This window comes from Microbacterium sp. CFBP 13617 (genome assembly GCF_014839445.1).
Classification (GTDB): Bacteria; Actinomycetota; Actinomycetes; order Actinomycetales; family Microbacteriaceae; genus Microbacterium.
The window spans coordinates 979917-1006492 of sequence record NZ_JACYNW010000001.1 but is presented as its reverse complement, the minus strand read 5'-3'; the positions used below and the strand labels follow the sequence as shown (position 1 = coordinate 1006492).

The window sequence follows — 26576 nt, the reverse complement described above, 5'->3', positions numbered from 1 at the left end:
CGATTTCTGGCCGCGGAAAGTCACGGATTGATCAAAGTGAAGCCTCACGCCGAGCCGCCGGGCGGGGTGTCGACGGTTTCGCCGTGTTGCACCGACGACGCCGACGCCCGCGCAAGCGTTTACCGTCGTAGTCATGACTTCGCTTCCGCACGGGAACCACGAGAGCACCCCCGCGATCGGCACCACCGTCTCGGCGGACGACTTCAAGCGCGCCTTCCGGGGCCACCCGGGCGGCATCGCGGTCATCACGGCCTACGGCGAGAACGGCCCCGTCGCACTGACCGCTTCGTCGGTGTCCTCGGTCAGCGCCGACCCGCCGCTGCTGATCTTCTCGGTCTCGGCGCTGTCATCGGCGACGCCGACGATCATCGCGGCCGACACGATCGTGGTGCACCTGCTCGACGCCGAAGACATCGGGCTCGCGCGAACGGCCGCCACGAGCGGTCTCGACCGCTTCGCCGACACCTCCACCTGGTCGCGGCTGGCCACGGGCGAGCCCGTGTACCACGGGGTGCGCGCGTGGCTGCGGTGCCGGATCGTGAGCCGCATGGATGCCGGCGGCTCGACCGTCATCGCCGCCCAGGCCCTGCAGGTCGACGTCGAACGCGACCTCGAACCCGGCGAGTCCGGCGCCGCGCTGGTCTACCACAACCGCGCCTGGCACCGCCTCGGCGACCACTCCCGCCTGGACGACTGAGCCGGGCGACGGTCGCGCGGTGCGCCGTCGGCCGCGAGAACACCCGTTGTCGCCGAGCGCACACGCCGTCACGTGTGCGCTCGTGCAGAGCGTGTGACCTCGCGAGTGCGGCGGGAGGCACGGCCCCGCGGCCGGCGGGCGGCACGCTCCTGCGGCAGGCGGGCGGCGCGGTCGCGCGGCGACGACCCGCGTCAGGCCCAGGTCACCTCGGCGGTCGCGAGCACGACCTCGCCGGGGCCGAGGGCCACCACGCGAGAGGCGTCGGCGGTGCCGCACAGGCGGATCGCGGAGTCGACGAAGGCCGGCGCGGTCATGCGCACGCGCAGCGCCGTGAGGCGCCGTGCGGGGGCGTGGCGGCGCGCGGCGTCGACGAGCAGGATGCGCAGCAGCGGACCGTGCACGAGCATGTCGTCGAGCCCCTCCTCGTCGCGCGCCCAGCGGCGGTCGTAGTGCACGAGGTGGGTGTTGAACGTCAACGCCGAGAAGCGGAAGAGCTGGCGGGCGTCGAGGGTGACCTCGTCGATCCACGCGGCCTCGGCGGCGGCCGCGGGGTCGGTCCGGGGCGGGCGGGCGGGGCCCGAGGCCGCTCCGAGGAAGACGTCGTGCCAGGTGCTGCGCACCACGACCTCGCCTCCCACGGCGATCGCGCGCTCGATGTCGGCGAAGACCAGTCGGCCGCTCGCTCCCGTCTTCTCGACGAGCGAGCCCGCGGTCGCCGTCTGCGTCGCGACGTCGCCCACACGCAGGACGCCGGGGAACACCGTGTCCTCGCCCGCGTACATCCGCCGGGGCAGATCGATCTCGGGCAGGATGCCATCGCGCGCGGGCGTCCCGTCGGGGCGCAGGTCGTCGAGCGCGACGGCGAAGGGGAAGAAGACGCCTTCCCACCCGGGCGGGAGCGTCGCGCCCTCGGCACGCACCGGGTCGGCGAGGGCGAACGTGCCGCGGAAGGCCTCGACCGGCACGGCATCCAGGACCTGCGTGCGGGTGGTGCTCACGACAGCGCGCCCGAGGCGCGCAGCGCCGCGATCCGGTCGGCGTCGTACCCGGCGAGACCGGTCAGCACGGCATCGGAGTGCTCGGCGAAGCGGTTCGCGACGCGCGCCGGCGTGGCGGGGGTGGCGCTGAGCTTGATGGGCTGCCCGAACATGCGCAGCACCCCCAGGTCGCCGTAGTCGGCCTCGACGATCATGTCGCGCTCGGCGATGCCGGGGTCGTCGACCACCTCGCCGATCGTCTTGATCGCGGTGAGGGGGATGACGTCGCCGGCGAGGGCTTCGAGCTCGGCCTTGGTGCGGTCCCGGAGCCACCCCGCCACCACCGGCTTCACCCGGCGCGCGTAGACCTCCGCGTCGAACCTCTTGCGCATCGTGTCGATCTCGGGATCGTCGGCCACCTCGGGCGACCCGAACAGCTCGCAGCTCGCGCGCCACAGCTTGTCGGTGTAGGCGCCGAAGAACACCTGACCGTCGGCGCAGTCGAACAGCTCGTACGGCCGCACCCACGCGTGCTCGTTCCCCGCGGGCTGGGCCTCGACCCCGCGCACGGTGTAGTCCACGACGGCGGTCTCGGTGAGCGCCAGGATGCTGTCGACCTGGGCGACGTCGACGAGCTGGCCCTCGCCCGTGCGCTCCGCGTGCCGGAGGGCGGCGAGCGTGCCGATGACGGCGAACAACGTCGCCGAGAGATCGCCGATCGTCACCCCCACGCGCACGGGCGGCTGCCCGGGGTAGCCGTTCATCGACCACATGCCGCCGGCCGCCTGCGCGGTGTTGTCGAAGGCGGGGCGGCGGCTGCGCGACCCGGTCTGGCCGTAGCCCGAGACGGCGACGTAGACGAGGCGCGGGTTGGCCGCGCGCAGCACGTCGTAGCCGACTCCGAGCTTGTCCATCGTGCCGGGCCGGAAGTTCTCGACCAGGATGTCGGCCCGTCGCACGAGGTCGAGGAGCGTCTCGGTGCCGCCCGGAGCGGCGAGGTCGAGGCCGACGCCGAGCTTGCCGCGGTTGTACTGCGCGTAATAGGCGCTGAACTCCTCGTCGCCGTGCGTGAGGTACGGCGGGAAGCCGCGGGACACGTCGGGATCGCGGGGGTTCTCGATCTTGATGACCGTCGCGCCGAGGTCGGCGAGCGTCTGCGCGGCGTAGGGTCCGGCGAGCACGCGCGACAGGTCGAGCACGACCACGCCCGCGAGGGAGCCGGATCCGGGGGCCAGGGGAATGCTCATGCGGGGGTCTCCTCCAGGGGGACGGGGGCGGTGCGGGTGAGCGCGGCCGCGACGCGGGAGACGTGCGGGCGCCCGCGGACGCCCGCGAGCCAGGCGCTCGTGCGGGCGAGGGCGACGAGGTCGAGCCCGGTGCGGATGCCGAGACCCTCGAGCATCCACACCAGGTCTTCGGTGGCGAGGTTGCCGGTGGCGCCGGGGGCGTAGGGGCAGCGGCCGAGGCCGCCGACCGAGGAGTCGAACTCGGTCACGCCGTTCTCCACCCCCGCGAGGACGTTCGCGAGGGCCTGACCGTAGGTGTCGTGCAGGTGCAGGGCGAGGGCGGAGCGCGGGATGCCGGTACCCGCCACCGCCTCGATGACCGCCTCGACGTGTCCCGCCGTGGCGACCCCGATCGTGTCGCCCAGGGCGAGGGTGCGGCATCCGGAATCGTGCAACGCGGAGGCCGCGTCGACCACGGCGGCGAGGTCGACGTCGCCCTCCCACGGGTCGCCGAACGCCATGGAGACGTAGCCGCGCACCGGGACCCCCTCGGCCCGGGCGGCCGCGACGACGTCGGTCGCCCGGGACACCGCCCCGGCGCGGTCGGTGTTGAGGTTGGCGCGGGCGAAGGACTCGGTGGCGCTCACGACGACGGCGACCTCGCGGATCCCGGCGGAGAGGGCGTCGTCGAGGCCGCGGCGATTGGGGACGAGGGCCACCGCGCGGCTCGCGGCGGGGACGGCGACCGACGCCACGAGGGGGCGCGCGTCGGCGAGCTGCGGGATCCACGCGGGCGGGACGAAGCTGGTCAGCTCCAGCGCCGTGACGCCCGCGGCGTAGAGGCGTCGGCAGAGCTCCGCCTTGACCGCCGTGGGAACGACGTCGGTCTCGGCCTGCAGACCGTCGCGGGGACCCACCTCGTAGACGGTGACCTCGGCCGGCATTCCCGCACGGGCGACGACACGGGGGAACGGGCGGGGCGCGAGGCCCGTCACGACGAGGCTCCGCGCAGCTCGGCGAGCACCTCGCGTGCGTCCTCGACGCGGATGCGACCCTCGGCGACGATGCGGGCGGCGACGGCCGCGACCTCGTCGACCGCCGCCCCCGCGCTGGCGGCGATCGTGCGGGCGTGCAGCGTCATATGACCGCGCTGGATGCCCTCGGCAGCGAGCGCGCGGCACGCGGCGAGGTTCTGGGCGAGCCCCACCGCCGCGATGGCGGCGGCGAGCTCGCGCGCCGAGCCGACGCCCAGCAGCTGCACGGCCGCACGGGCGGCGGGGTGCGCGCGCGTCGCTCCCCCGACGAGCCCCACCGCGAGCGGCACCTCGAGGGTGCCCACCAGGTCGCCGTCGGCGTTCTGCTCGAACCGCGAGAGGGCGCGGTACGCGCCACTGCGAGCGGCGTGCGAATGGCATCCGGCCTCGACCGCCCGGGTGTCGTTGCCGGTGGCGAGCACGACCGCCGAGATGCCGTTCATGATGCCCTTGTTGTGCGTGGCGGCGCGGTACGCGTCGGCCTCGGCGAACGCGCTCGCCGCCACGATGTCGGCCACGACGCGCGGCCCGCCGAGCAGGTCGGCAGGGAAGACTGCGCGAGCGCGCGTGAGGCGCAGCTCGGCCTTGTTGGTGAGGATGCGCAGCAGCGTGCGGGCTCCGGCGATCTCGGCGATCCGGGGGGCGAGGGCCTCGGCCATCGTGTTCACGGCGTTGGCGCCCATGGCGTCGCGCACGTCGACGTGCAAGTGCAGGATGACCTGCACCCCGGCGCGGGTGGCGAGGGTGCGCACCGACACGTCGACCGCTCCCCCGCCGAGCGAGACGAGCATCGGGTCCTGCGCGTCGGCCAGGGCGAGCAACTCGTCGCGCGCCTCGAGCAGGCGCAGGCATGCCCCCTCGGGATCGACGGCGTCGAGCACCTGCACCTGGGCGATCATCACGTCGCCGGTGGACGAGGTGAAGAAGCCGCCCGTCTCGCGGGCGATGCGCGCGGCGTTCGAGGCGGCCGCGACGACCGAGGGTTCTTCGGTGGCCATCGGTACGAGCCGGTCGATGCCGTCGACGCGGAAGTTCGTGGCGACTCCGACCGGGATGCCGATGAGCCCCACCAAGTTCTCGACGAGGTGGTCGGCCTGCGACAGCGACAGACCGTCGCGGGGATCGAGGGCCGCGAGGTCGTCGGCCGACAGACCGGCGGCCTCGGCGACGCGCGCGCGCCGATCGAGCGGCTCGTGGTCGCGGAGGCCCGGGAGGCGGCTGTTCGTGGTCACGGGGGCTCCTTCGCGGGCGGGATGCCGCCGCGTCGACCGCGGCGTCCCTTCGACGCTAAGACGAGACCCGGTGGCGGCATATGGACCGCCGACACACCGGATGACTCCCCCACTGCGTCGATCACCCATCGCCGCGCGACCCCAGCCGCTCGCGCAGTTCGTCGAGGCGGACCGCCGTCGACAGGCGGAAGAAGCGCTCGTCGTCGCGCCACCCCTCGCCCAGCAGCGCGTCGAGCTTCTCGAGGCGCTGGAGGATCGTGTTCGTGTGGAAGGTGAGGGCCCGCGCCGTGCGCGTGGGGCTGGCGCCGTGGCGCACGAAGGCCCGCAGGGTCGCGAGCAGATCGCTGCCGCGAGACGCGTCGTGCCGCCGGACGGCGCCGAGCATCGTGTCGAGGAAGGCGTCGAGCACCCGCCGGTCGGCACCGATGGTGGCCGCGTACGGCAGGAGGTCGTCGGCGGGGACCCGCGCGTCGTCGATGCCCAGGGCCTGGGCGAGGGCGAGGGCGGAACGCACGTCGGCGGCCGCCCGCACGAGGGCTCCCGCCTCGACGCGCACGGTCACGGCCAGCACCTCGGTGTGGACGAGGGCGCGCACCGCCTCGTACGAGGCGGGGTCGAGGGGATCGCCGTGGGCGGCCAGCACCAAGCCGTCGAGCTCCCCGACCAGGGCGGCGGGCCCCAGCCGCCGGGCCACCACGCGGGCGATCTCGGGACGACGCTCCGCCGGCACGGCGAACGCCGTCACCGCCCCCACGGCCGTCTCGTCGATTCCCGCGCGCCGCGCGGCCGCCGCGACGTCGGCGCGACGCTGCGGCGAGGCCGTGACCAGATCGAGCAGCAGGTCGGACCGCTGGCGGTGCCCGGCCTCGGCGACGGCCTCCTCCGACAGGGCGAGCAGCGCCGCCACCTGCCCCGCCCGTTCGACGGTGCGCAGGTCGACCTCGTCGAGCGATCGTGCCGGAGGCCCCACGACGATCGCCCCGAACACCCGACCGCCGGCGACGACGGCGCTGACGATCCCGGCATCCGGGAGCCGGATGGGTCTTCCCTCGGCACGGCTGTGGTCGAGCGCGCGCTGCACCGCCGCCGTCGGGGTCGCCGCGTCGTCGCCCCCGGCGCGCACGCCTCCCGCGGCGTCGACGATCGTCACGGCCGCCTGCAACGCCGTCGACAGCGTGGCGGCCACGGGCGCCAGTCCGCCGCCGGCCAGCACCGCGTCGACGAGCTCGCGATGCACGCGGTTGGCGCGGTCGCGCGCGGCGACGTGCGCGGTCAGCTCGGCCACCGCCGCCTCGGCGCGGAGCGCCTGCGTGCGGGCATCGGCGAGCGCCGCCGCCGTCTGCAGCACCACCGACGCGTGGGCGGCGAGGGCGGCCAGCAGCGCGATGTCGTCGGGGGTGTAGGCGCGCTCGTGCCGTTCGGCGACGAAGAGCACCCCCAGCACGGCGGAGTCCGAGAGCAGGGGAACGCCCAGCAGCGACACGATCCCCTCAGCCTCGACCGCGGCGTCGATGCCCGAGGCGTGCCGCTCGGGGGCGACGGCGTCGTACCGCCGCACCGCCCGGGGCAGCCGCGTCTCGGCGATCGCGCTCACCAGACCGCGCCCCGGGGGGACCTCGAGGTCGCGCAGTGCGCCCGTCACCGCCCCGCGGGTCGCGCGCACGCGCAGCGCCCCGTCGACGCCGTCGAACTCCGACAGGTAGGCGACGTCGGCGGCGAGCAGCTCCTGCGCCCGCTCGACGAGACGCTCGAGAACGGCGTCGGCGTCGCGCATCGCGGCCAGCTCGCGCGCGCTGGCGTAGAGGGCCGCGAGCTCGCCGGCCCGGCGACGCAGTCCCTCGACCTCGCTGCCGACGGCGTCCGCGGACCGGTCGGGGTGGATCACGGGATCGCTCAGTCCGTCGTCATCCGCACGCCGAGCACCGGCACCGCGTCGAGCAGGTCGAGGGTGTACCTCTCGGTGGGCGCGGCCAGCAGCTGCTCGGTGGGGCCCGACTCGACGATGCGCCCGTGACGCATGACGGCGATCTCGTCGCTGACGTAGCGGACGACGGCCAGGTTGTGCGAGATGAAGAGCATCGACAGGCCGAAGCGCTCCTGCAGCTCGCGCAGCAGGTTGAGCACCGAGCCCTGCACCGACACGTCGAGGGCGCTGGTCACCTCGTCGGCGATGAGCACGCTCGGCTCGCCCGCGAGAGCGCGGGCGATCGTGACGCGCTGCCGCTGGCCGCCCGAGAACGCGGCGGGCAGGTCGCCGGCACGGTCGGGATCGAGGTGCACGAGCCCGAGCAGCTCCCGCACCCGCGCGACGCGGGCATCGCGCGAGAAGGACTTCCCGCTCGCGCGGAGGGCCTCGGCGATCGACTCGCCGATGCTCATGCGCGGATCCAGCGCCGAGAACGGGTCCTGGAACACGAGCTGCAGACGGCGACGCGCCTCGCGTGCGTCTCTTCCCCGACCGGATGCCACGACCCCGCCGACCCGCACCTCTCCGGCGGCGGGCGGCACGAGGCCCACCGCGGCCGCGGCGATCGTGCTCTTGCCCGACCCCGATTCGCCCACGAGGCCCAGCGTCCGTCCCGCGGGGACGACGAGCGAGACGTCGTCGACGACGGTGGCCCGGCCGTATCGGACGGACAGGCGGTCGATCTCGAGGGCGTTCACACCCCCACCTCCTCGGCGAGGGCAGCGGCGGCCAGTTCCGGCGGGATGACCGGAAGAGGGCGCGTGCGGTCGGACGTCATGTCGGGCAGGCACGCGATCAGCGCGCGCGAGTACGGGTGGGTGGCGTCGTCGCGGATGCGCTGGGCGTCGAGCTCCTCGACGATCAGGCCGTCCTTCATGACGAGGACGCGATCGCAGAACGCCGAGACGAGCGCGATGTCGTGCGAGATGAAGACGATCGCCGCGCCCGTGTCGCGCTGCGCCCGGCGGAGCACGCCCATCACCTGTCGCTGCACGGTGACGTCGAGGGCGGTGGTGGGCTCGTCGGCGATGATGAGCTTGGGTCGGCCGGTGAGGGCCTGACCGATCATCGCGCGCTGGCGCATCCCGCCGCTGAACTGGTGCGGGTACTGCGACAGGCGCCGCTTCGCGTCGGCGATCCCGACGGCCTCGAGCGCGGCGGCCGCGTGCGCGCGGGCATCGGCGCGCGACATCTTCAGGTGCACCTCGGGAACCTCGGTGAGTTGGCGGCCGATCGTCAGCGCGGGGTTCAACGAGGTGAGCGGGTCCTGGAACACCATGCCGAGCTCCACACCGAGCGTGGAACGATCGGCCGCGGTGAGCGGGCGCGTCATGTCGATGCCGTCGAAGGTGTGAGCGCTCGTCGTGATCCGCGCATCGGTGCCGAGCAGACCCGCGAGGGCCATGGCCGTGAGCGATTTGCCCGAGCCCGACTCGCCCACGATGCCCACGACCTCGCCCGGGAGGATGCGCAGCCCGACGCCGCGGACGCGCTCGACCTCGCCGCCGTCGGGGGTGGCGAACGCGATGCGCAGGTCGGCGATCTCGGCGACGGGTTCGCCCGCCGTCGCCGCCGGTCGTGCGGGGGCGGCCGCGACCCCGGAGCGACGCAGCGGGGCCACCGCGCCGAGGGCACGTCGGGCCACGGCCGCTCGGCCCCCGCCGCGCGCGTCTCCGAGCGCCTCGCTCACGAAGGTGAACACCAGGCCCGCGAGCACCACGGCGATGCCGGGGCCGATGGCGGCGAGCGGGTTGACGTAGATGCGGGTGATGCCGTCCTGCAGCAGTCGCCCCCAGTCGTACTCGGGCGCCTGCACACCGAGACCCAGGAACGACAGTCCCGCGAACGACAGCAGCGTCACGCTGGCGGTGGCCGCGGCGTTGACGAACAGCGGGTTGGTGATGTTGGGCAGGATGTGGCGCACCAGGATGCCGAACGGTCCGACGCCGACGACGCGGGCGGCCCGCACGTAGTCGCGGCCCGAGACCGACGACGCCAGGTTGTAGACCAGACGCGCCATGAAGGGGATGCCCGAGATGCCGATCGCGAGCATCGCCGTCACGGCGCTCGCGCCCCAGATGACGGTGAAGAACAGCACCATCAGCAGCCAGGGGAAGGCGAGGAGCACGTCGAGCAGGCCGGTGGCCAGTCGACGTGCGTGCCGCGGCAGGATCACGGCGATCAGGCCGTAGGCGATGCCGCCCACCGTGGAGACCACCGTGGCACCCAGGGTCAACAGCAGCGAGATGCGGGCTGCGACGAGCACGCGCGCGAAGATGTCGCGGCCGAGGTCGTCGGTGCCGAACGGGTGCGCGAGGCTCGGCGGCAGCAACCGCGCGGGGACGTTCGAGGTCTCGGCCGCGTCGAGGAAGAGCGTGGGTCCCGCGGTCGCGAGGAACAGGAACAGCAGCACGCCGATGAGAGCGGCGATGCCGGCCGGAGACAGCAGTCGTGAGCGCCAGGTCATGGGTCAGCCCTCCGTGATCGAGGACCGCGGGTCGACGGTCACCAGGATGAGATCGACGACGAGGTTCACGCCGAGGATGATGAGCGCGTAGACCACGACGAGCCCCTGCACGATCGGGTAGTCCTTCGCCCCGACCGCCGGGACCATGACCCCGCCCATTCCGGGGATCGCGAACACCGTCTCGATCAGCACGGTGCCGGCGATCATGCCGCTCAGCAGCAGCCCGCTCACCGTGAGCGAGGCGGTGATGATGTTCGGCAGCGCGTGGCGCAGGTAGACGAGCCGCCCCGGAAGACGCTTCGCCCGCGCGGTGGTCATGTAGGTCGCTCCCAGCACACCCGACATCTCGACCTGCACGATGCGGGCGAGGTAGGCGAGGGGCCCGAGGGCGAGCGCGAGCACCGGCAGCACGGCATCCTCGGGCTTTCCCCATCCGGCTGCGGGGAGCCATTTGAGCTGCACGGCGAAGAGGGCGATGAGCCCGACGGCGAGCAGGAAGCCGGGCACCGCGATGAGCATGCCCAGCACGCCCGAGATGAGCGCGTCGGCGACCTTGCGACCCGGACGCTGCAGGGCGACGGCGGCGCCGATGCCGATCGGGACCGCGGCGACCAGGGCGAGCAGGAAGCTCAGCACCCCCAGCGTGACGGTCGCCGGAAAACGTTGACCGATGGTCTCGGAGACCGACCGGCCGGTGCGGATCGACTCCCCGAAGTCGCCGCGCAGAAGGTGCGCGACGTAGTCGAAGAACTGCTGCGGCAGCGGCTTGTCGAGACCGAGCTCGGCGCGGGTGGCCGCGACCAGTTCGGGCGAGGCCTGGATGCCGAGGGCCGCCCGCACGGGATCGCCCGGCACGAGGTGGATGAGGAAGAACGACGCGACGACGACGACGGCGAGTGAGACGAGCAGTCGTCCCAGTCGTCGCACGAGGAACGCCGCGCGAGGAGAGAGCCGCGGACCGCGGCCGCGCCCCTCCGCCCGCACCGCCAGGGCGGCGGTGGGGGCGCCGGCCAGGTCGGCGACGACGGGCGGAGGGGTGGCGGTCATGGGATCAGCCCTGCATCCGGATCGAGGTGGGGTTGAGGAAGTTCGGCTGCTCGAACGTCGCGCCGCTCATGTAGTTCGGCAGGATGTTGTCGATCACCGGGAAGGTGTCGAAGCGCTCGATGAGCTCCTTCTCGGCCTGCTGCCACAGTCCGCACGCGGCGTCGGGGGTGGCGGTCTTGGCCTGGGTGGCCAGGGCGTTGTACTCGGGGTTGTCGACGAACATAAAGTTCAAGCCACCCTGGTCGGGAGTCGCTCCGCCGAAGAAGAGGTCGAGCACGACGGGGCTTCCCGGCCCGATCTGCACCCACCCGGTGTCCCAGTCGAAGCTCGTGTAGAGCTGGTCGGACCAGGCGGCGGCGTCGTTGGCCGACAGCTCGGTGACCACGCCGAGTGAGTCCCACGTCTCTTTGACGAGTTCGGCGGCCGGAGCGTGCGAGGCGGTGGGGGCGTCGTAGATGAACTTCACGTTCAGCGGCTGTCCGTTCTTCTGACGGATGCCGTCGCTGCCGAGGGTCCAGCCGGCTTCGTCGAGCAGTTCGCCGGCGCGATCGAGGTCGGTGGCCGGCAGGCTCCAGCTGGGCGGGTCCTGCACGCACAGCAGCGGCGTCTTCATGACGAGACCGCTGGAAGGCAGGCCCGTGGCGCCGGCGATGACCGGGCCGACCTCGTCGCGATTGATCGCGGTCGAGAGGGCCTCGCGCACGAGCGGGTCGGAGAAGGGCCGGCCCTCGCGCTCGTTGAACAGGATCTGACCGACCGGGTTGCGCACGCCCGCGTACGTGATGCCGGCGCCCTCGAGGCGGTCCTGGTCGGGGCCGGTGACCACGCCGGAGTTCAGCTCGCCCGAGAGCAGCAGGTTGGTCACGGTGCTCTGGTCGGACACGATGCGCGCCTCGATGGTCTCGGGCAGCCCCTCGGTCTCGTTCGTGACGCCGTAGGGGCCCCACGTGTAGCCGTCGCGCTGGGTGAAGACGTACGCGTCGCCGGCGCGCGCCTCGCTCAGCTGGAACATGCCCGTGCCGTTCGTGGTGTCCGACAGCGAGGCGACGTCGGCCAGACCGGCGTCGCACACCATCATGATCGTGCCGAGGTTGACGGCCAGGAACGGGTCGTTGACCGTGCTGGTCACGGTGACGACGTTGCCCTCGGCCGTGGCCGACACGGCCTCGGTGATGACGGTGCCGTACGAGAAGGTCGCGTTGGCGGGATCGGCGTTGTAGTTGAGGTTGTCGGCGACGGTCTGCGCGGTGAACTCCGAGCCGTCGGCGCAGGTGATGCCGTCCTTCAGCGTGAAGGTGGCCGAGGTGCCCTCGTCGGTCCAGCTCTCGGCGAGCCAGGGTTCGTACTCGCCGTCGGGGGTGACGTAGATGAGCGACTCGTAGGCGATGGTGACGACGTCGAAGGTGTCGGGCGAGACGGCCTTCATCGGGTCGAGGTCGCCCGGGTCGTCGCTGATCGCTTTGACGAACGTGCCGCCCGAGACGACCGAGCCCCCTCCCCCGCTGCTGTCAGAGGGCGCCGCGCACGACGCCAGTGTCAATGCGAGAAGGACGACCCCGGCCGCGGCCGGGACGAGAGTGCTGCGTTTCATTGCCATGCTCCTTGATTCGGGGGAAGCGACGGTGGTGCAGGGGTGGTGCAGGTGTCAGCGCGCGGGGATGGGTGCGGCGAGATGGCTCAGGGGGCCGGCGGCTTTGACCGAGACCTTGAGGGTGGGGCGGGTCGTGTACGACAGCGACGTCTCGAGGACGTCGACGATCTCGACCGCGAGGGGATCGGCCCCCGCCTGGATGGCCTTCGCGATCGCCGCTTCCGAGGCGGCCGCGATCGCGGCATCCCGGTCTTCGGCGTCGGAGATCTGGTCGGCGCGGCCCCCGGCGAGCGAGATGGCCGCTCCGACGGCGTTGGCGACGTCGGCCCGGTCGGGGCGGAGCACGTCACCGGCCCCCGGCAGATCGTCGGGAACGAGTTGGGCGCCGCCGCCGACGACGATCAGCGGCAGGTCGACGCGGCCGAGCGACAGCCGTTCGACGGCCTCCTCGATGCGTTCGTGCGCGTGGGCGAGGGCGCGGGCCAGCATGTCGCGGTGACCCGCCGACAGCGGGGGGAGCGAACGACCCCGGATGCCGTGCCCCGCGGCCGCGGCGGCATCGGTGAGCGTCGGGGTGGAGCCGCCGAACAGCAGTCCCTCTTCGGCGATGCGGTACCCCACCGACCCCGGGCCGACGGCACCGGTGCGGGGGTCGATGATCGTGCCCCCGCCGATGCCGAGGCTGAGGATGTCGGGCATGCGGAAGTTGGTGCGCACGCCGCCGATGTCGCGGGGCAGGGTCGATTCGCGGGGGAATCCGTCGACGAGCACGCCGAGGTCGCTCGTGGTGCCGCCGACGTCGACGACGATGGCGTTCTGGGCGCCCGAGAGGAAGGCGGCTCCGCGGAGGGAGTTCGCCGGCCCCGACCCGATGGTCAGCACCGGGTAGCGCACGGCGTAGTCGAGCGACATCAGGGTGCCGTCGTTCTGCGCGAAGAAGGTCGAGACGTCGAGACCCTCCTCGGCGACGACGTCGACGAGGGCGCGGGTCACCTCGCTCGCGACGCCGCGCAGGGCCGCGTTGAGCACCGTGGCGTTCTCGCGCTCGAGCAACCCGTCCGGACCGATGTCCTGGCTGAGGAACACCGGCACGTTCTCGCCGATGTGGTCGTGCACGAGCTGCTCGACGTCGCGCTCCTGCTCGGGAGACGAGGGGGCGAAGATCCCGCACACCGCCACGCTGTCGAACCGTCCGTCGAGGCCGTCGAGGAACCGCCGGATGCCGTCGCGATCGAGCGGCGAGATGGGCGTGCCGTCGACCATGTGCCCGCCGCCGAGCATGGCCGCCCCCGCCAGCACCTGGGTGCTGAGGTCGGTCGGCCAGCCCGTCAGCGGCGGCCACTCGGTGGCCGCGGGAGCCCCGAGCCGCACGAGCGCGACGCGGTCCAGGCCCCGACGGGCGACGATCGCGTTGGTCGCGTGGGTGGTGCCGAGCATGACGCGCGACACCCGGTCGCGGTCCTCGGCGAGCTGCGCGAGCACGGCGGCGATACCGGCACGGATGCCGCCGATGACGTCGGCCGTGGTCGGCTGCTTCGTCCAGGCGATCACCGACCCCGTGGCATCCACGACGACCGCGTCGGTGTTGGTGCCGCCGACGTCGACGCCGATGGACAGGTCGCGAACGGCGATCATCGCGCGTCCTTCCGCTCGAAGGGGACGTAGGGCAGGTCGTAGCCGAAGGCGCGGGGGCCGGCGATCTCGAGGCCGCGCTCGGTGCGCCACAGGGGGTCGCACGCCCAGGCCAGCACCGACACGCGCTGGCCGTAGCGCAGCATCTCGGTCGAGATGGCGTGACCGGTCTCGAGGTCGACGACGGTGATGAGGTCGGGCACGGTCGCCAGCACCTCGCCGTCTTCGAGCACGACGAGGTTCTCGTTGCGCAGCTCGACGCGCTGCAGGCGCCCGCGGTCGTCGCCGATCCCGGCGATCGTGATCGAGCCGCGCACGAACCCGCCCTCGGTGCGGCGCGAGACGTCGACGATCTTGCCCGAGATGAGCACGTCGGCGTCGAGCTCGTCGGCGATGGCGGCCACCGGCTCGGCGGCCGACAGCAGCGCGCGTCCGACGCGGATGGCCGTGCTGATCGTGCCCGGGATGACCGCTCCGCGAGCCGTCTCGGCGGTGAGCAGGTAGTGGGCGCCGAGGCAGATGCCCCCGGCGGCCACTGTGACGGCGCGGGCGTGCCGCTCGAGCCAGCCGAGGTCGACCGTGCGCAGGGTCACGACGTTGCCGACGACGTCGCTGAGCACCGCGAACTCGCACGGGACGCCGGCGACGTTGGTGGAGATCATGGTCGCCTCCGGGAACGCGCGGCCCATGCCGTCGGCATCCAGCAGGGCCACGCCCAGGCGAGCGGCCCATCCGGCGGGCGAGACGCCGTTGCTGCCGCCGATCTCGGCGGGCATGATCGCGGTGATCGTGCGCCCGGCGACGCGTTCGGCCTCACGCAGCAGGGTCTCGACCTGCTGCACCGACGAGAGCATCTCGATGCCGACGGTCGGTGCGCCGATGCCGCTCATCATGATGACGGCGTCGTCGGGTCCGAGGTCGTCGAGGCTCAGCAGCCGCACCGGCCCGTGCTCGCGGATCGCGCGCTCGGTCGTCAGCTGCGAGGTGTAGACGGCGCCGCCGCCGCCCGTGCCGAAGATCGCCGCGCCCGCGGCGAGCGCGGCGATGTCGTCGGCCGTGACGTGCTCGGGGGCGCGGGCCGCGGTCGGCGTGACGGGAGACGGAAGTGCCATGACACGACACTAAGCACCGTCCCCGCGAGCGACAATGTGGTGAGCAGACAGGGAATCGGCGTACATTGTGCTGGTGGCACAGCTCACCACTTCCGACCTTCTCGCTCAGACCGAACGCCTGGGCATCGCCCACGCCGCCGGCCCCGAGGGCGGAGCGACGATCGAACGCGTCGACGTGTCGACCCTCGCCGATCTGCCCGGCCTGACCGTGGGCACCCTGGCCGTCGTGGCCGGCGACGACCCGCCCGCGCCGTACCTCGTCGACGTGGCCCTGCGCCAGGCCAGCGCGCGCGGGCTGGCGGGCCTCGTCATGCCCGCGGGCTTCACGGCGACCGAGACCGCGACCGTGCTGGCGCTGCGCGGCGGCGTTCCCGTGCTCGTGTCGCTCGCGGCGCCCGCTCCCGACCTCGCCGTGGCGATCGACCGGGTGATCAGCGGGGGCGCGGCCGAGTCGATGACCCGCGCGGCCTTCGCGGTCGAGAAGGCGACGCAGGCCGCGGCTGCGGGCGAGGGAGACGCGGTGGCGGCGATCCTCGACGCCGCGGGCACCGCCCTGGGCGTGCGGGTGAGCCTGCGCGAAGACCTGGCGACCTCGTGGACCGACGCCGACGCGGTGTTCGCGGGCGAGGTGCCCATCGGCAGGCTGGTCGCCGAGACCTCGGATCCGGCCGCCACTGTCGCGCTGCCGGTCGTGGCCTCGCTCGTGTCGCGGGCCATGCAGCGGCACCTGCAGGACCGCTTCGCCCCGAACCAGTCGCGCGCCGACCTCATCGTCGAGCTGATCCTCGCCGAGGCCGGTCGCGTCGACGGGTTCGTCGCTCCGGCCGCACGCCTCGGTCTGCCGCTGCAGCTCTCGCACGCCGTCGCGTGGATGCGTCCGCAGCACCGCACCGACCCGGGGCTGCGCGCCCCGCGCTTCGTCGAGGCCGCCCTCGAGCTGTTCACCCTGCAGCTCATCGAGGACCGCCCCGAGCTGTGGCACATCGCCTTCCTGCAGGACGACGTCCTCGTCGTCAGCAGCGAGGACCACGGCGCGGGCGACCACCAGCGGCGCCTGCGCGACGTCGTGTCGCGCGTGCAGGCCCAGGCACGCCGACTCATCGGCGACGACTGGACGTACACGGTCGGTCTCGGCACCCCGCAGACCGGAGCCGCGGGCCTGCGGCAGTCGGCTGCCGAGGCGCGCGTCGCCGCCGACTCCGCCATCGCCGGCGGTCGATTGGATGCCATCGAGCTCACCGACGTGACCGGGCTCCGACGTCTGCTGCTCGACTTCTACGCCTCGCCGGTGAGCCGCAATCTGCTCGACGACATCCTCCACCCGCTCGACGTGCTGGGCCCCGAGAAGGCGACGACGGCCGTGCGCACGCTGCTGTCGTACCTCGGCCACCGTCATTCGCTCGCGCAGGCCGGGCGCGAGCTGAACCTGCACCCCAATGCGGTCGGCTACCGCATCCGACGCGCGCGCGAGCTGCTCGGGGTCGACCTCGACGACCCCGACACCCGCTTCGCGGTCGAGCTGGCGTGCCGCGTGCGCCTGCTGGGCTCGGGGCGCTGAGGACGGCGCCGGGGCGTGATCGCGGCGCCGGCGTGGGGCGATGGCCCTCGGTCACTGCGGCGCTCGCTGTGCCGACGGCACACTTCGACCCGGTGATCCTGTGCCCGGGCGACGATGAGGTTCGAGGGACCCCGGGGTAGCGTCGATGACATGCTCTCCACCGATTTCCGCGCGCTCGGGCTCGAGGACATCCGCGGCACGCTGGGCGAGCCGGAGGGCCCCTCGCTGCAGAAGATCACCGACCACCTCGATGAGAACTGCCTGCGCTTCCTGGCCCACTCGCCGTTCGCCACCCTCGCCACCGCCGATCGCGACGGAACGTGCGACTGCTCGCCGCGCGGCGACTACCCCGGTTTCGTGCGGGCGATCGACGACCGCACCGTCGTGCTTCCCGACCGCCTCGGCAACAAGATCGCCGACTCGATGCGCAACATCGTCGACAACGGCCACGCCGCCCTGCTGTGCTTCGTGCCGGGAATGAGCGAGACGCTGCGCATCAACGGCACCGCGTTCGTCACCGACGACCCCACCCTGCTGCGCTCCCTCGAGCAGGACCACACCGTGCCCGACCTCGCGATCGTGCTGCGCATCGAGCAGGTGTACCTGCACTGCGGGCGCGCTCTGCTGCGCGGCGGGATCTGGGACGCCGACATGCAGGACCTGGCCACACAGGTGCCGACCTCGGGCCAGATCTGGGCGAGCACCTCGGGATGGGATGCCGCGGTCGGCGACGTCATCGACGAGGCGATGTCCGGCGCTTACCGGGCGTTGTACTGAGGTGCGCAGCCGCGAGGGACTGATGCCCCTGGTGGTCCGCGAGATCATCCGCCAGACGCCCGACATCGTGAGCATCCGCCTGCAGAACGTCGATGGATCCCCCCTCCCCGCCTGGAACCCCGGCGCCCATATCGACCTGCAGCTGATCACGCGCCACGAGCGGCAGTACTCGCTGTGCGGCGACCCCGCCGACACCGCGTCGTACCGCATCGCCGTGCGCCGCGAGGAACTGTCGCGCGGCGGCTCGCACTACATCCACGCGTTCCTGCGCGAGGGCAGCACCGTCTGGGTGCGCCCGCCCCGCAACCTGTTCGAGCTCGGCGAGGCGCCGGCGTACCTGCTGTTGGCCGCCGGGATCGGGATCACGCCGATCCTGTCGATGGCCCGTCATCTGGCCGCCGTCGACGCCGACTGGAGGATGATCGTCGTCGCCCGAGAGCGTGACGGCGTCGCCTTCGCCGACGAGATCGCCGCCCTCGGCGATCGCGCCATCGTCCACGTCAGCCGCGAGCAGGGGCGTCTCGACCTCGGCGCGGTCGTCGACGGGATCGCCCCCGGCACCGACGTCTACGCGTGCGGCCCGGCGTCCTTCGTCGACGCGCTGTGGGCGCTGACCCCGACACTGCCCGAGGGGTCCGGCATCCATCTCGAGCGTTTCGAGCCCCGGAAGCGGGAGTTCGGGCCGAACGAGGCCTTCACCGCCACCGCCGCCCGGTCCGGTGTGACCGTCGAGGTGCCCGCGACCCGGTCGCTGCTCGAGTCGCTCCAGGGCGCCGGGGTGCCGATGAACGGCTCCTGCCTGCGCGGGGTCTGCGGCTCGTGCGCCGTGCCCGTGCTGGATGGGGCGGTGGACCACCGCGATTCGCTGACGGTGGACGACGACTCCCGCATCATCTACCCGTGCGTCTCGCGCGCTCGTGCGGGAGAGACGCTCGTCCTGAACGCCTGAACGCTCCGCGCGGGCGGGAACGCGTCGACCGGGCGCGGGGATCGCGCTCACGCACGCGCCGAGACGCGACGCACCGGATCGTCGAGCGTCCGCACGCGACGGCCCCGCGCGACGGCTGGCCCGTCGGGGGCGGCCCGCCGCCCCCGACAGCCCGGTCACACCGCCCGGTGCGTGAACCGCCCGCCGAGCAGGGTCGCCGCCACGGTCAGCTCGCGCAGGTCGTCGCGGTCGCACGCGAAGGGGTCGCGTTCGAGCACCACGAGGTCGGCCGGCTGCCCGACGGCGAGGGTGCTGCGGCTGCTCGCCGCCAGCGCGACGTCGAGCGGAAGGCGTTGTTCCGGATGCCAGGCCTCGCGGTCGCCGCGGCTGCGCGAGGTCGCCGACGCGATCGCGTGCCACGGGTCGAGCGGGGCGACGGGGGCGTCGGAGCCGAGGCGCAGGACCGCGCCCGACCGATGCAGAGAGCCGAACGCGAAGGCCCGGTCGGTGCGTCCCGACCAGTGCAGGTCGGCGATGTCGCGGTCGTCCATCGCGTGCTCGGGCTGCACGCTGGCGATGAGGCCCGCCCGGCGGAATCGGGCGAAATCGCCGTCGCTCACGAGTTGCGCGTGCTCGATGATGCCGGGCATGCCGAGGGTCTCGAACACACCGATCACCTCGGCGTTCGCGCGGTCGCCGATGGCATGCACGGCGGGGAGGATGCCGCCCTGCTTCGCGCGTCGGAGCAGTCGGTGCAGCTCGTCGACCGAGACGCTCTGCACGCCGCACGCGTGGGCGTGCAGGGGGTCGGCACCGGGGTACGGGTCCCAGCACCACGCCGTGCGCGTGTTGAGGGAGCCGTCGACGACGACCTTCAGCCGGCCCATGGTGACGAGTCCGTCGGCGTCGAGCGGGTCGCCCGTCCGCAGGCCCGCGGCGATGGCCTGCTCGAGTCGGTCGGGCCACACCGAGGCGTCGACCCGCAGCGCACGCACGCCCGCGGCGACCCGCTCGGGCCACTCGAGGAAGTTCGGGACGTTCTCGTAGTCGACGATGCCGACCACACCGCGCCGGGCAGCGGCGTCGGCGACCTCGCCATATGCCTCGACCGGAATGGATGCCGCCTGCTGGAACCGCTGCAGGGCGGCGATCCATTCGAACTCGGCGACGACGCCGCTGGCGTCGGGGCGGAGGCCGAGGCGTTCGGCCCCGCGGGAGTTCATCCACCCGGCGTGCAGGTCGCCGCTGACGAGCACCACCGGAACGTCGGGGAACGCGTCGTCGAGGAGTCGGAGTGTGGTCGGAGTGGTCCACAACCCGTCGCGGTAGCCGTAGCCGACGAGCACCCCGTCGGTTCGCGGCGCCCCGGCGACGAGCGCCCGACGCACGGCATCCACGACCTCATCGGGGCTGTGCGTGCCGGCGACGTCGACGCGGCGGCTCGAGATGACCCACTGCGAGAAGTGCACGTGGGCGTCCCAGAGGCCGGGACCGATCGCGCGGCCGTCGAGCTCGACGACCTCGCCCTCGGCCGGCGCGGAACCGGCCGGGACGATCGAGGCGATGAGGCCGTCGCGCACGACGACGTCGACGGGCTCGCCGCCGTACGGCCGGCCCGAGCGCAGGGTGAGCGCGCTCACAGAGCGGGCACCGGGGCGCCGACGAGGCCGAAGAGGTCCTTCGGATCGTCGGGGGCGGCCACGAGGTCGATCTCGAGCGCCAGTTCGGTGCCCGCGACGCTGTCGCGCAGGAACCGCAGCGCCGAGAAGTCCTCGATTGCGAAGCCGACCGAGTCGAAGACGGTCACCTGGTCGTCGGAGGTGCGCCCCGGCGCGCGGTCGGTGAGCACCTCCCAGAACTCCGTCACCGGGAAGTCGGCGGCGACCCGCTGGATCTCGCCCTCGATCCGGGTCTGCGGGGCGTACTCCACGAACACCGGTCCGCGCGACAGGATCGCGGGGTCGAGCTCGGTCTTACCGGGGCAGTCGCCGCCGATGGCGTTGATGTGCATTCCCGCTGTCACGTCGGCATCGCTGAGCACCGTCGCCGCCGCCTTGTCGGCGGTGCAGGTCGTGACGATGTCGGCGCCGCGAGCGGCCTCGGCCGCCGAGTCGCACACCTCGATGTCGAAGCCGAGCGGGGTGAGGTTGCGCACGAGCTTGGCGGTGGCCGCGGGGTCGACGTCGAACACGCGCAGACGATCCACGCCCAGCACACCGCGGAACGCGAGGGCCTGGAACTCCGCCTGACTCCCCGCGCCGATCATCGCCATCGTGCGCGGGTCGGGGCGGGCCAGTCGGCGCGCCACCATGGCCGAGGTCGCGGCGGTGCGCAACGCCGTGAGCAGCGTCATCTCCGACAGGAACACCGGGTAGCCGTTGTGCACGTCGGCGAGCACGCCGAACGCGGTGACGGTCTGGTACCCGCGGCCGGGGTTGAAGGGATGCCCGTTCACGTACTTGAAGGCGTACGTGTCGGGATCGCTGATGGGCATGAGCTCGATCACCCCGAACGGGGTGTGGCTGGCCATGCGCTCGACCTTGTCGAACGACGACCAGCGACGGTAGTCGGCCTCGAGGTACGCGACCATGTCGGTCATGAGCCGTTCGGCTCCGTTCGTCGCGACCCAGCGCACCATGGCATCCACGCCTACGAATCCGGTCATCGTTCTTCTCGTTCCTCTCGTTGGCGGATGGCATCCATCCGACCGGCCAGGGCCGGGTTCTCATAGGGGCCGGGAGCGCGCAGCGCCGCGACGATGCGGTCGACGACCGCGGCGGGCTTGTCCTGGCTGAGCTTCTGCTTCGCCTCGAACCGTGTGACGGGTAGGCGGAACCCGACCGTCCCGTGCACGATCCGCTCGGCGTACGCGGTGTTCTCGAGGCTCCGGTGCATCAGGAAGGGGTTCGGCAAGGGCGCCTCGAAGTGCGTGACGAGCCGGTCGAGCACCGCGAGGTTCTCGTCGTCGCTCAGCAGCTCGGGCGTGCCGTACAGGTGCGCGACGACGAAGTTCCACGTCGGCACGGCCGGCGACACGTCGTACCAGCCGGGCGAGACGTAGCCGCTCGGCCCCGACACCACCACCATCACCTCGTGCGCGCCGAGCTCGTGCAGCGCCTCGTCGGGGCGCCCCACGTGGCTCACGATCGAGAACCCGTCGCCCGCGTCGTCGACGAGCACCGGATAGTGGGATGCCACGAGCCCCCGCCCGGGCACATGACTCACCAGCGTGGCCCAGGGGTTCTCGCGCACCAGCTCGCGCACCGCGTCGAGGTCGGTCAGGGCGTAGTCGGGGGCGTGTCTCACGACGTCTCCTCCGGGGCGGTGGTCGGCGGGGCGGTGGTCGGCGGGGCGGCGGGCGGCGCGGTCGTCGACCGGGCGGTCGTCGGCGGGCCGAAGATCAGCACGAGCTCGGCCGGGGCGTCCGAGGCATTGCGCACGCCGTGCACCATGCCCGCCGGGGCGTACGCGCCGTCTCCCGCCCTGAGCACCCGGTCGACCCCGTCGGCGGTGAAGACGATCTCGCCCGCGGTGACCACGTACATCTCGTCGCTGCTGTCGGCCGAGCAGCTGTCGGCGGCGCCGGTGAGGTGGCGGTGCTCGCCCTCCGAGGCCCCGGGGGCCAGGTGGTACAGCATCACCTGGGCGCCGAGGGCCGTGGCATCCGGGAAGTACCACTCGATGCCCACGCGCCCCTCCCCCTCGTAGAGGGTCCAGTCGTGGTGGCCGTCTCCGCGGCGCTGAATCTGCACGGGGGTCCTCACATCGCCGGGGCGACGGTCGCGTCGACCGCGAACGCCGACAGGTCGTCGGTGGTGTCGCCGCCCATCGCGAGCTCGGCCAGCGCCAGACCGATCGCCGGGGTGAACTTGAACGCGTGGCCGGCGCCCAGCGCCACGATGATGTCGGGCTGCTCGACGAGGGGGCCGATGACGAAGCGGCGGTCGGGGGTCAGCGCGTACTGGCACGTGACGGTGCGCAGCACCGGGCCGCTCGCGGGGATCGTCGCCGAGAGGAACGCCGCCAGCTCGGCCGTGCGCTCATCCGACGGGACGAACGTGCGCTCCGCCGGTGACATGTGCACCTCCGAGACGTCGCGCGCCGCCTTGATGGTGGGCTCGCCGTAGGTCGGGAAACCGTAGAAGCACTGCTCGTCCTCCCAGATCCAGACGGGGAACCTGTCGCGCTCGAACGCCTCGGGCTCGGATGGCGCGAAGTAGCTCACCTGCTCCTGCATGACCTCGAGCGGGATCCGGATGCCGAGCGGCTCGAGCAGCGTGTTCGTCCACGCGTCGGCGGCCACGACGACGCGGCGAGCGCGCACCTCGCCGGACGAGGTCGAGACGATCACGCCGTCGCCGTCGGGGATGAGGCGGTCGACCCGCGTGCGGTCCCGCAGGTCGGCGCCCCGCACCCGGGCGTGCATCTGCAGCGTCGCGACCGTGCGGGCGGCGTGGGCGATTCCCGAGTCGGGCGTGTAGACGGTGGTGACGCCGGCGGGCACCGAGAACTGCGGCCACCGCTCGTGCACCTCGTCGGGGCCGAGCAGGTCGAACGGCACGTCGTTGTCGGTCAGGCTCCGCGCGAAGTCGGCGGCGTCGTACGGGCCGCCGTCGGGGATGAACACGACGCCGCCGGTGATGCTCAGCAGTCGCTCCCCCGTGGCCGCCTCGAGCGCCGCCCACTCGCGGTACGCCGCCTGCGCGAAGCGTACGTACGCGGCCGAGCCGTACGAGGTGCGCACGATGCGCGAGGTGTCGTGCGAGGCGCCGCGCACGTGCCCGAGCTCGAACTGCTCGAAGGCGACCGTGCGCGCGCCCCGACCGGCCAGGTGGTAAGCGGCGGCGCTGCCGAGGGCTCCGAGGCCGACGACGGCGACGTCGAACTGCTCCATGGCGGGTCCTTTCGAGGGGCCGGTCGGGTGCCCGGCGAATCTCAGCCATTATTCGAACCCCGCGCGGCGGGGCTGTTACGGTCACCGTGAGATGCAAAACGTCACGGTCGAGATTGCGATCGCGGCGGAAGGGATGCCATGAGCGCGAGGATCGAGCACGCGATCGCCGCCCTGCGCGCGGTCGCGGCACGCCCCGACCCCACCCGGCCGCTTCCGCTGTCGTCGATCGCCCGCGGCGCACGCGCGAGCCTCAGCACCGTGTCGAGGCTGTGCGCCGAGCTCGCCGACCTCGGCCTGCTCGCCCGGGCCGACGACTACGGCAGCTACCGCGTCGGATCCCGCGCCCTCGCCCTGTCGGGTCGGGCGTCCGCGGCGCTCGCCCCGGTCGTGAGGTTCGAGCTGCACCGCATCGCGCAGGAGACCACCGAGACGGTCGTCCTCGCGGCCCCCGAGACGGGCGGGGCACGCGTGCTCGCGACCGTCGGTTCGGGGTGGACCCTGCACGTGCCCGTGACCCTCGGCGAACTCGTCACCGACGAGCGTCGCGCCCTCGTGCGGGCCACGCGCGGCGGCGATGGCCTCGTCGAGTCGCAGCTCGGCCGAGCGGTCGAGATCGCCGTCCGGCTCACGACACCCGACGGGCGGACGGTGGCCGCCCTCGCGGTGAGCCTCCCGGTCTATCGCGCCGCCCGCGCCCGCCCCCGCGTGCGCCGCGTCCTCGCCGATGCGCGGCGCGCGTTCGAGCAGGCCCTGACCGAGGCGCACGTCGGGCCCGGCCGCGGGGACGCCGCCGCCGTCGAGCCGACCCGCGCCCTCGAGGCGGCGACGCGCGTGCTCGAACACCTGGCCGACGGCCCCGACTCGGTGGCGGGCATCGCGTCCGCCGCGCGACTCCGCCCCGACCGCGCGCGTCGAGTGGTCGACGCCCTCGTCCGAGCGGGAACGGTCGCGCGCGACGCCGAGTCCGACCGCCTGCATCTCGACCTCGCCCTGCACGCCTGGCATCGCGCAGCGACCGAGCCCCTCCTCGCGCGCACCGGCCCCGCCCGTGCCGCCGCGACCGCGGCCCGCGCCGAGGCCTGCGTCTTCGTCACCGCGCTCAAGGGCATGCGCAGTTTCACCCTGGTCGAGCACATCGAACCCCTCGCCGAGGGCCTGATCATGGCGCCCTGGCTGGGTCGGCCGCATCCGCTCGTCGGCTCCGACGGAGGACCCACCCTCGCGATGGACTTCACCCTCGATCAGCTGGGCGCGCTCTTCCCCCGCCGGCACGGGGCCGCCGAGTACGCGCAGTTCACCGGACGCGTCGAGCGCGTGCGCGCCGACGGCGTGCTGACCATGGAGTCCATCGACGAGTTCGGCATCACCTCGATCTCCGCCCCCGTGCGCGACGCCGCGGGCCAGGTCGCCGCCGCCGCCTGCATCGTTGGGGCGACCGAGAACGTCAAACCGCGCCTCGCCGGCCTCGAGGCCGCGGCCCGCGCCCTCGCCGCGGAGCTCTCCGCCGACCTGCACGCCCCGGGCTCGGCATCCATTCCCGCCCTCGCCCCGATGGGCGTTGCGCCCATACCGCCGCGTCGCTGACGCGGCTATCGTCGCTCGCACCCCGAACGAAGGACCCCGGATGCCGTTCACCCCCGACCCCGCGATCTTCTACGACACCGCCGGTGACGCCGACGACCCGACGGTGGTGTTGATCGCCGGCGGCGGCGCGCAGCTCATCGCCTGGCACGTCGACCTGGTCGCCCGACTGGTCGAGCGGGGTCTGCACGTCGTGCGCATGGACAACCGCGACGTGGGGCTCTCGGCCCGTTTCGGCGGACCCGACGACATCGACGGCGGGTACGGTCTCGAAGAGATGGGCGACGACGTCGTGCGCGTGCTCGACGACCTCGGCCTCGACGCGGCGCACCTCGTCGGGCACTCGATGGGCGGGATGATGGCGCAGATGGCCGCGATCCGGCATCCCGAGAGGGTCCGGAGCCTGGGTCTGCTGTCGACCATCCCGGGGCGCGATGCCCGCTACGTGCTCCACGACGAGAGGCCCGAGCTCATGCGGGCTCCGCTGCGATACTCGCGCGCCGAGATCACCGCCGGGGCCGCCGCCTTCGCCTCCGCGACCGCGGGCGAGCGCTACCCGCTCGACGTCGAATGGAACGCGTGGGCGGCGGGCGAGGCGTTCGACCGCGGGTACTTCCCCGAGGGCTTCTCGCGGCAGTGGTCGGCGTTGCTGCGCGCGCCCGAGCGGCTCGAGGCCCTCCGCGCCCTCGACGTTCCCGCCCTGGTCTTCCACGGCCGCGACGACGACGTGCTGCACTGGAACGCAGCGGTCGACATGGCCGCGGCGCTTCGCGGCGCCGAGCTGCAGGTGCACCCCGGCATGGGGCACTTCATCGCCCCCGAGCTCTGGCCCGAGCTGATCGGCGGGATCGTCCGCGCCGTCACCGCCGGCGAGTCCCGCGCGTAGCCGTCGCTGCCGCGGCACGCGCGCGGCGAACCGCGCAAGCGTGCGACCGCCGGGGCGGGTCAGTGGGCGGCGTCGGCGGGGGCGTCGCGCTTCACCAGGCGCGTGACCCCGGTCATGATGCCGACGATGATGAGCCCCAGGATCAGGCCGAACACCGCCGACATCGCGGTCTCGACGATCCAGACGATCACGGGGCCGGCGGCCTCGATCGCGTGGGTCACGAGGTGCACGACCTCGTACGGTCCGGCCCACAGCGTCTCGGAGAGGTTCTGCAGCACCAGGTGCCCACCGACCCACAGCATCGCGACCGTGCCGATGACGCTGATCACGCGGAACACCGCGGGCATGGATGCCACGATCCGCACGCCGAAGCGACGCACCCCGCGTGATGCGCTCTTCATCAACCGCAGGCCGATGTCGTCGACCTTCACCAGCAGGGCGACCGCGCCGTAGACGACCACCGTCATGGCCAGGCCGATCACGAGCAGGGCGCCCAGCGTCATCCAGATGCCGAAGCCGGGGTCGAGGCTCGACAGCGCGATCAGCATGATCTCGGTGCTGAGGATGAGGTCGGTGCGCACCGCACCCAGAACGAGCTTCTTCTCGTCGCGGGGACCGTCGTCGTCGTGCGCGCCGTGATGCACGCCGAACCACTCGAGCGCCTTCTCGGCGCCCTCGAAGCACAGGAACCCGCCGCCGATGATGAGCAGGTAGGGAAGCACCCACGGCGCGAACGCGGTGAGCAGCAGCGCGATCGGGATGATGATCACGTACTTGTTGATGATGCTGCCGAGCGCGATCTTCCACACCACGGGCAGTTCGCGCGCGGGGGTGAGTCCCTGCACGTACTGCGGCGTGACGGCGGCATCGTCGATGACGACTCCCGCGGTCTTCGCGCTGGCGCGCATGGCGGCGCTGAGGATGTCATCGACGACGGCGAGCAGACCGACCGACATGTGTGTTTCTCCCGG

Annotated in this window: 23 protein-coding genes; 6 read left to right on the top strand and 17 right to left on the bottom strand. The window is 73.0% G+C overall.

The genetic code is table 11. From position 1 onward, the window contains the following. The first annotated feature begins 133 nt into the window (after window positions 1–133). Window positions 134–697: a flavin reductase family protein gene (locus tag IFU40_RS04450; RefSeq protein ID WP_191925508.1), complete on the top strand. Its 564-nt coding sequence runs from the start codon at window positions 134–136 to the stop codon at window positions 695–697. Window positions 698–888: 191 nt separating this feature from the next. Here the strand turns inward: IFU40_RS04450 and IFU40_RS04445 are convergent, their stop codons facing one another. Genes IFU40_RS04445 through IFU40_RS04395 form a run of 11 tightly spaced genes read right to left on the bottom strand, consistent with a single transcriptional unit; the run spans window position 889 to window position 14981 of the window. Then, window positions 889–1695, bottom strand: a complete 807-nt coding sequence (locus tag IFU40_RS04445) for a hypothetical protein (protein WP_191925507.1) — start codon at window positions 1693–1695, stop codon at window positions 889–891. Then, a complete protein-coding gene (locus IFU40_RS04440; RefSeq protein WP_055833007.1) occupies window positions 1692–2921 on the bottom strand; it encodes a CaiB/BaiF CoA transferase family protein in 1230 nt (409 codons plus the stop codon). The genes IFU40_RS04445 and IFU40_RS04440 overlap by 4 nt, the downstream gene beginning before the upstream one ends. Further along, the gene (locus IFU40_RS04435; RefSeq protein ID WP_342343473.1) at window positions 2918–3895 is read right to left on the bottom strand and encodes a hydroxymethylglutaryl-CoA lyase; all 978 of its coding nucleotides are present in this window, start codon (window positions 3893–3895) and stop codon (window positions 2918–2920) included. Before IFU40_RS04435 ends, IFU40_RS04440 begins: the two co-directional genes overlap by 4 nt. Further along, window positions 3892–5295 (bottom strand): hydroxymethylglutaryl-CoA reductase, degradative, encoded by a 1404-nt coding sequence (locus IFU40_RS04430; protein WP_191925506.1) that lies wholly within the window; start codon window positions 5293–5295, stop codon window positions 3892–3894. The genes IFU40_RS04435 and IFU40_RS04430 overlap by 4 nt, the downstream gene beginning before the upstream one ends. Then, on the bottom strand, window positions 5288–7051 hold the full coding sequence (locus tag IFU40_RS04425) for a GAF domain-containing protein (protein ID WP_191925505.1): 1764 nt from the start codon (window positions 7049–7051) through the stop codon (window positions 5288–5290). The genes IFU40_RS04430 and IFU40_RS04425 overlap by 8 nt, the downstream gene beginning before the upstream one ends. A gap of 8 nt (window positions 7052–7059) precedes the next feature. Beyond that, entirely contained in the window at window positions 7060–7830 is a 771-nt protein-coding gene (locus IFU40_RS04420; RefSeq protein WP_191925504.1) for an ATP-binding cassette domain-containing protein, read from the bottom strand. Next, the gene (locus IFU40_RS04415) at window positions 7827–9599 is read right to left on the bottom strand and encodes a dipeptide/oligopeptide/nickel ABC transporter permease/ATP-binding protein (protein WP_191925503.1); all 1773 of its coding nucleotides are present in this window, start codon (window positions 9597–9599) and stop codon (window positions 7827–7829) included. The genes IFU40_RS04420 and IFU40_RS04415 overlap by 4 nt, the downstream gene beginning before the upstream one ends. Window positions 9600–9602: 3 nt before the next feature. After that, on the bottom strand, window positions 9603–10646 hold the full coding sequence (locus tag IFU40_RS04410; protein ID WP_082509749.1) for an ABC transporter permease: 1044 nt from the start codon (window positions 10644–10646) through the stop codon (window positions 9603–9605). A gap of 4 nt (window positions 10647–10650) precedes the next feature. Then, window positions 10651–12237, bottom strand: a complete 1587-nt coding sequence (locus tag IFU40_RS04405) for an ABC transporter substrate-binding protein (protein ID WP_055833000.1) — start codon at window positions 12235–12237, stop codon at window positions 10651–10653. Between the two features lie 54 nt (window positions 12238–12291). After that, window positions 12292–13872, bottom strand: a complete 1581-nt coding sequence (locus IFU40_RS04400) for a hydantoinase/oxoprolinase family protein (protein ID WP_055832998.1) — start codon at window positions 13870–13872, stop codon at window positions 12292–12294. Next, window positions 13869–14981, bottom strand: coding sequence for a DUF917 domain-containing protein (locus IFU40_RS04395; protein ID WP_055832995.1), 1113 nt, complete (start codon window positions 14979–14981; stop codon window positions 13869–13871). Before IFU40_RS04395 ends, IFU40_RS04400 begins: the two co-directional genes overlap by 4 nt. 73 nt (window positions 14982–15054) lie before the next feature. On the opposite strand from IFU40_RS04395, the gene IFU40_RS17165 reads away from it, so the two are divergent. The 3 genes from IFU40_RS17165 to IFU40_RS04380 all read left to right on the top strand — a co-directional run bounded on the left by IFU40_RS17165 (window position 15055) and on the right by IFU40_RS04380 (window position 18265). Beyond that, entirely contained in the window at window positions 15055–16539 is a 1485-nt protein-coding gene (locus IFU40_RS17165; protein ID WP_191925502.1) for a helix-turn-helix domain-containing protein, read from the top strand. Between the two features lie 150 nt (window positions 16540–16689). Continuing rightward, a complete protein-coding gene (locus IFU40_RS04385; protein WP_156458899.1) occupies window positions 16690–17316 on the top strand; it encodes an MSMEG_1061 family FMN-dependent PPOX-type flavoprotein in 627 nt (208 codons plus the stop codon). A gap of 22 nt (window positions 17317–17338) precedes the next feature. Further along, window positions 17339–18265 carry a PDR/VanB family oxidoreductase gene (locus IFU40_RS04380; protein ID WP_191925501.1) on the top strand — a complete coding sequence of 309 codons (927 nt, stop codon included), beginning with the start codon at window positions 17339–17341 and terminating at the stop codon, window positions 18263–18265. 155 nt (window positions 18266–18420) lie between these two features. Here the strand turns inward: IFU40_RS04380 and IFU40_RS04375 are convergent, their stop codons facing one another. The 5 genes from IFU40_RS04375 to solA are packed head-to-tail and all read right to left on the bottom strand — an operon-like array spanning window position 18421 to window position 23138. Continuing rightward, on the bottom strand, window positions 18421–19884 hold the full coding sequence (locus IFU40_RS04375; protein ID WP_191925500.1) for an amidohydrolase family protein: 1464 nt from the start codon (window positions 19882–19884) through the stop codon (window positions 18421–18423). Beyond that, complete coding sequence (locus tag IFU40_RS04370; RefSeq protein WP_070409230.1) at window positions 19881–20909, bottom strand: ornithine cyclodeaminase; 1029 nt, start codon at window positions 20907–20909, stop codon at window positions 19881–19883. Before IFU40_RS04370 ends, IFU40_RS04375 begins: the two co-directional genes overlap by 4 nt. Beyond that, window positions 20906–21550 (bottom strand): FMN-binding negative transcriptional regulator, encoded by a 645-nt coding sequence (locus IFU40_RS04365; protein ID WP_191925499.1) that lies wholly within the window; start codon window positions 21548–21550, stop codon window positions 20906–20908. The genes IFU40_RS04370 and IFU40_RS04365 overlap by 4 nt, the downstream gene beginning before the upstream one ends. Next, on the bottom strand, window positions 21547–21996 hold the full coding sequence (locus IFU40_RS04360) for a cupin domain-containing protein (protein WP_191925498.1): 450 nt from the start codon (window positions 21994–21996) through the stop codon (window positions 21547–21549). Before IFU40_RS04360 ends, IFU40_RS04365 begins: the two co-directional genes overlap by 4 nt. 8 nt (window positions 21997–22004) lie before the next feature. Continuing rightward, a complete protein-coding gene (gene solA / locus IFU40_RS04355) occupies window positions 22005–23138 on the bottom strand; it encodes an N-methyl-L-tryptophan oxidase (RefSeq protein WP_191925497.1) in 1134 nt (377 codons plus the stop codon). A gap of 138 nt (window positions 23139–23276) precedes the next feature. Between solA and IFU40_RS04350 the strand changes: the two genes are divergently transcribed. Together IFU40_RS04350 and IFU40_RS04345 are read left to right on the top strand one after the other, a co-directional pair. Continuing rightward, window positions 23277–24722 carry an IclR family transcriptional regulator domain-containing protein gene (locus IFU40_RS04350; RefSeq protein ID WP_191925496.1) on the top strand — a complete coding sequence of 482 codons (1446 nt, stop codon included), beginning with the start codon at window positions 23277–23279 and terminating at the stop codon, window positions 24720–24722. 40 nt (window positions 24723–24762) lie between these two features. Beyond that, on the top strand, window positions 24763–25605 hold the full coding sequence (locus tag IFU40_RS04345; protein WP_070409225.1) for an alpha/beta fold hydrolase: 843 nt from the start codon (window positions 24763–24765) through the stop codon (window positions 25603–25605). 59 nt (window positions 25606–25664) lie between these two features. Here IFU40_RS04345 and IFU40_RS04340 read toward each other — a convergent pair whose 3' ends face one another. Beyond that, window positions 25665–26561, bottom strand: coding sequence for a DUF808 domain-containing protein (locus IFU40_RS04340; RefSeq protein ID WP_191925495.1), 897 nt, complete (start codon window positions 26559–26561; stop codon window positions 25665–25667). Between the last annotated feature and the right edge of the window lie 15 nt (window positions 26562–26576).